This window comes from Methylotenera sp. (assembly GCF_013141425.1).
Classification (GTDB): Bacteria; Pseudomonadota; Gammaproteobacteria; order Burkholderiales; family Methylophilaceae; genus Methylotenera.
This window is the reverse complement of record NZ_JABFRA010000088.1, coordinates 1-5,545: the sequence shown is the minus strand read 5'-3', so window position 1 is coordinate 5,545 and position 5,545 is coordinate 1. Positions and strand designations below refer to the sequence as shown.

Annotated in this window: 4 protein-coding genes and 1 pseudogene; all 5 read left to right on the top strand. The window is 41.6% G+C overall.

Annotated elements, in window-relative coordinates; genetic code table 11:
* Nucleotides 1–82 precede the first annotated feature (82 nt).
* On the top strand, nucleotides 83–250 hold the full coding sequence (locus HOO90_RS07760) for a hypothetical protein (RefSeq protein WP_292841766.1): 168 nt from the start codon (nucleotides 83–85) through the stop codon (nucleotides 248–250).
* Nucleotides 251–274: 24 nt separating this feature from the next.
* Nucleotides 275–1,780 (top strand): hypothetical protein, encoded by a 1,506-nt coding sequence (locus HOO90_RS07755; protein ID WP_292841764.1) that lies wholly within the window; start codon nucleotides 275–277, stop codon nucleotides 1,778–1,780.
* Nucleotides 1,781–2,040: 260 nt separating this feature from the next.
* Nucleotides 2,041–3,471 (top strand): sigma-54 dependent transcriptional regulator, encoded by a 1,431-nt coding sequence (locus tag HOO90_RS07750; RefSeq protein ID WP_292841762.1) that lies wholly within the window; start codon nucleotides 2,041–2,043, stop codon nucleotides 3,469–3,471.
* A gap of 65 nt (nucleotides 3,472–3,536) precedes the next feature.
* Nucleotides 3,537–5,162 carry an AAA family ATPase gene (locus HOO90_RS07745; protein WP_292841760.1) on the top strand — a complete coding sequence of 542 codons (1,626 nt, stop codon included), beginning with the start codon at nucleotides 3,537–3,539 and terminating at the stop codon, nucleotides 5,160–5,162.
* A gap of 123 nt (nucleotides 5,163–5,285) precedes the next feature.
* Nucleotides 5,286–5,545, top strand: a pseudogene (locus HOO90_RS07740) (hypothetical protein); the annotation flags it as partial.

The window sequence follows — 5,545 nt, the reverse complement described above, 5'->3', positions numbered from 1 at the left end:
TTACAATTTTATATAGCCAGTATTTTTGTTGGCACGCACATTGCATTTAAAGAATCATCGTAACCACTTTGGAATGAATGTCATGTTATATAAGCCAAGCATAGAATTAGAAGAAGATTATTTTTTTACGGCCGATCAACTACGTGAAATAGTTGCAGTGGCAAGCAACCAAGAATCACTTGATTTTGACTTAGATGAACCGTTTGTAATTGACGAATTGCAAATCGATAAAATCTATTTAAGTTTATAGTCGAATATATATAAGGTTAGTGCCGTGCGATTTCATCTAAAACTTATGCTTTTACTAGTGGCTACATTACAAAGCAGCCCGTTAATAGCACAGAATATAGATCAAGAATCTTCTGGATATTACGATTATTCTGCCCCTGCCCCCGTGCAAACAAGCATTACCTGGCCAATTTTGCCAGGTGAAAGCGTTGAAGACTTGGCCGCTTTGTTTTATCCGCACAATAAACGTATGCAGCAACGATTTGTAACAAAAACGCTGCAATTAAGTCGCGACATAAACCCCGCACTTGATGCATCCGACAAAGCAAATCAGGCGAGTTTAATCGTCATTCCTAATATCAAAATTCTGGCCAAGCAAACTGGTGGCATCAAGCGCGCTTCATTCATAAGCAATGTTAAACATCCACCTTCAAGACCTACTTTAATTAAAACTTACAATATTGAACAAGAAGATAAGTTTGAAATTAGTCCCAAAATACTGGCGATATTCGATGAATTAGTCAAAAGAAACGCACAATTCAAACAAGACTTACTCAGGCTAAATTTAAAGCTAGTTGGCTTACAACAAAAATTTATCGGGCTAAAAGCAGAGCTGTTGAATTTACTTGATAAAGCCCTAGCTTTAGCTACACCGAAAAAAATCGCTATCGAACCACAAAAACAGGTGAATGAAACTAGCCACCATGTTGATCAAAAGACCAAAAGCTCGCCTGCTACTGCAAGCCCTGTTGATCAGATACCGCTTAGCCCAGAAAAAACTTTCAATCCTGGGCGGATAAGTGCCGAATCAAGCAAATGGATATTTTGGACTTTATTATCGCTACTGTTTTTAGCTGTAAATAGCGTATTAGGAATGTACATTTACAGAAAACTAAAACTGCCTCAAGCTGTTCCAGCGATTGCACCTGTCGAAATTGAGCCAACTGAAAACAGTAATAATTTGGCAGAGCAGGTCACCGTCAACAGCCATTCGTCGGATGCACCGATTCCACAAGAAGAATTCTCAGGTAGCATTCCACACGCAACACCTGAAACTGTTGTGGATTTAGAAAAGCAGGAAGAAATCGAACTGGTGCTAGAACAAGCCAAAGTCTATCTCAGTATCGATCGGGTTAAAGAAGCCATTATGTTATTAAAAACCCAAATTCAAGAAACGCCCAAGGCGGCCTTGCATCTTTGGTTTTGTTTATTAGACATTTATCGCAAGCATAATCAAAAAGAAGAGTTTTTGAGCGAGGCTAAAGAGTTTCACGAAAACTTTAACATCATGATGCCACAGTGGGAAAAATCGAGATTCCCCGTATTGGCGGCTTCAAGCCTAGAAGAATTGCCACATATTGTAGAAAAATTAACCAAACTTTGGACGACTGAAAGTCGATCTACTGAAGACATGCCTGAAACCAAGAGCTATTTAAACGAACTATTACTGGATAACCGCAATACCGAGCGCACTGGCTTTGGTGCAGAGGTTTTTCATGAAATCCTATTGCTACGTGACATTTTAGAAGAGCGTTACAAATTATCGCTTTAAAATTCATTGAATATCAATCAAGCGCTCTGTTTGCAATGCACTACGATTAGTTATTCTAAAAATATGAAGCAGATAGCTTTTTGTGTACCAAGCTTTTTGCCTCAACATGCCTAAAAGCGACATCTATTTAGACTAAGTTCTTCTAATTCCAGAAATAAAATTTTAAAATTCCTACAGCAAAATAATTGATAGATATAACCTTTCAGGCTATAGTGGTGCTGATTGTGGAACTTGTTAAATTTTATGTAAAGGTCTAATTGATGGCGGCACTTCGTCCCGTTTTAATGATTATTGATGACGATCCTTTAATCACGGATACGCTACATTTTGTTTTAAGCAAGCATTTTGAAGTATTTGTGGCTGAATCACATGCCCAGCTAAAAAGCTTACTACAACAATTGGATAGCCCGCCGGCTTTAGCATTGGTTGACTTAGGCTTACCGCCATCACCACATACGCCTGAAGAAGGCTTTAAAGTCATTAGCGCATTACTAGCGCATTCTCCCACCATTAAAATCCACGTCTTGTCTGGCCAAAGTGATGAAGCCAATGTGAAGCGCGCATTGACTTTAGGTGCGGTTGATTTTATTGCCAAGCCCTGCGACGTTGAAAAACTAAAAGACATGTTGCTGCAGTCACTTAAAGTGCAAGATGTTGAACTGAACGAAATTAAAGCCGAGCAAGAATTTGATGGCTTACTGGGCGACAGCCTGCCGATGCAAGCCCTACGCATGCAGATTACACAATTTGCTGACTCACCTTTTCCAGTGTTGATTGAAGGCGAATCTGGCAGCGGTAAAGAACTGGTTGCAGGTAGTTTTCACCACGCAAGCAAGCGCGTACAGCACCCTTACTTATCGGTCAATTGTGCGGCTATTTCACCACTGCTAGCCGAATCGATTTTGTTTGGGCACACCAAAGGTGCTTTTACTGGCGCGATTGCCGCACATGCAGGTTACTTTGAGGATGCCAGTGAAGGCACGCTATTCTTAGACGAAATCGGCGAACTGCCTTTAGAGCTACAAGCCAAATTATTGCGCGTGCTAGAAAACGGTGAATACCAACGGATTGGCGAAACACAAACGCGAAAAAGTCAGGCGCGGATTGTCGCGGCGACCAACCGAGATTTACGCGCCGAAGTACGCGCAGGTAAATTCAGATCAGATTTATATCACCGACTAAGTGTGTTTGCCGTTCATGTGCCGCCAGTGCGTGAATTGGGAGAAGATAAACACTTATTACGCGAGCATTTTACTGAGTTCTACGCCAAACAAATCGGCCAAGTGCCGTTTTTGTTGGATGAATCTGCAAAAGCACGCTGGCTAGAATACAAATTTCCAGGCAATGTACGCGAGCTCAGAAATGTAGTCATTCGCCTTATTGCCAAGTATTCCGGTAAAACTTTGAATGCAGCACAATTAGTCGAAGAGTTTGATTTGTCTGAGCCAGAAACAGATGGCAATGCAGAGACATTAAACTTAAATGACATCAGTAGCATGACCGCGCAGGCCCAACGCCACTTGCAACGCCAAGCCAATGTAAGTTTAGACGCCGTATTAAAAACTTGGGAACGAGCCTACATTGAGGCGGCCATGCAAATGACGCATGGCAATTTAAGCCAAGCAGCGAAGCTACTTAATGTGAATCGCACTACCCTATACAGCCGCATGAGTACCATTGAAGAAAACTAGCCTATAAAATTTAAAGATAAAATTTAGAAAAAACTTAATCCTACGAAAAACACTACGGAAAAAAATTGTATTACCCCCACTTTGGCTTAAAAGAGCCGCCATTCAAAATCACCCCGAATACGGACTTTTTCTTCTCGGGCGGCAATCGTGGCGCCGTGTTAGACGCCCTTGTTTACGCCATCACGAACGGTGAAGGCATCATCAAAGTAGTGGGCGAAGTAGGTAGCGGTAAAACCATGCTATGCCGCATGCTGCAAACCATTTTACCCGATAAAATAGAGAGCATTTACCTCGCCAACCCTAGCGTGGCACCTGAAGACGTTTTACACGCCATTGCTTTTGAGTTGCAACTGAAATTACCCAAAAATGCTGACCGTCTAAAAGTCATGCAAGTGTTGCAATCACATCTGCTAAATCGCCACGCTGAAGGCCGCCAAGTGGTAATTTTTGTTGAAGAAGCCCAAGGTATGCCACTGGCCACCTTAGAAGAAATCCGACTGTTATCAAATTTAGAAACCAAACAAGATAAATTGCTGCAAATCGTTTTATTTGGCCAACCTGAATTGGACGCCAATTTGAGTGAACCTCACATACGCCAGCTACGTGAACGCATCACACATAGCTTTCATTTAGAGCCTTTGGGTACAAAAGATATTGGTGATTATTTAATATCACGCTTACGTGCTGCGGGTTATCATGGGCCGCACTTATTTTCAGATTCCTCCGTTAAAAAACTCTCAGTCGCAGCAAAAGGCTTAGCAAGGCGTGTCAATATATTGGCAGATAAGTCATTATTAGCCGCTTTTGCCGACAATGCCTATCAGGTGACGCCCAAGCACGTAAAGGCCGCCATACAAGACAGTGAGTTTGGCCGCAACAGCACAAATTACAAGCACTATTTTATAGGGGCAATTCTGTTAATTGCTTGTCTGACGGCGATTCTTGGCTATACTTGGTGGAAGAAACAGCCGCCTCCAAAAACCTCAATTAACATTACCAATAGCCAAACCGAAGTAATTTCAAGCAAATTACCAACCCAAAAATCTGAGGTCACGGTGAACTTAGATAAAACAGCTTCGGTAGAAACAAATGCAGGCAACACCAGTTCGGAAAATAATCCAACAGCGATTGCCAAGACCGAAACTCAAACAGCCATTATTCCAGCCGAAGCCACGCCTACGTCTGTAGCAAGCACCACAAATCAAACATTAGCCAAAAATGCAGGCCAACCCGTGCAGCCGGCATCACCACCTGTTGAAACCATTGTTACAACAGCGCCCTTACCTGCCAAGGTTGCAGCCACAGCAATAACCAGCAAGGCGCCTGAAAAGCCAGCTGAATTACCAATAGAACCGCAACTTACGCTGCTTGATAAACGCTTAGCTGTAACAAAAAAACTATTATTGGATAGCCCGCCTAGCACAATCACACTGCAAATAAAATCATTACCCACGGATGAAAAAATGAAGGCTGAGCTTGACCGGCTTAGCCAACAGTTAGAAATTGACAACATTTATTTGTATCAAAAAACGCAGAATAATGTCTTATATACCATTATGCTTTACGGCGAATTTGCACAGCGAAGCGAAGCACTAACCGCTTTGCAAAATCTACCGACTTCAATTAAAAACAATAAACCTTATTTGCGAACTTTTGCCGGCATCAATAAAGATATTGAACAAACGCAATAAATATAACGCGTAACTTATTGTAAACATTTAATATTCTTTGCATATTTCTTGCATTTTTTGAGTTATTATGCAAAATGTGAAAATGAATGTAATTTAAAGCACTAAGTTGGGAGTAATTAAATTTTGGCAAACTATAAACAAAGAGTGCAGCAGCTAAGCATAATGCTTGTTTTGGGCATGTCAGCATGCGCGCATCAATCAAAAATTCAACCCTCAAAAGGCCATATTGATGGGCAAAATACAAACCAAACACAACCTGAAATAGCATTAACCACAGAGAACTCCAACGTTAGCAAACCGGCCACCGCCAACATCCCAAAGCCCGTGACTAACAACACTTACTTGCCACCACCCAAACCAAAAGCGAAAGAGCAGCTTTACAG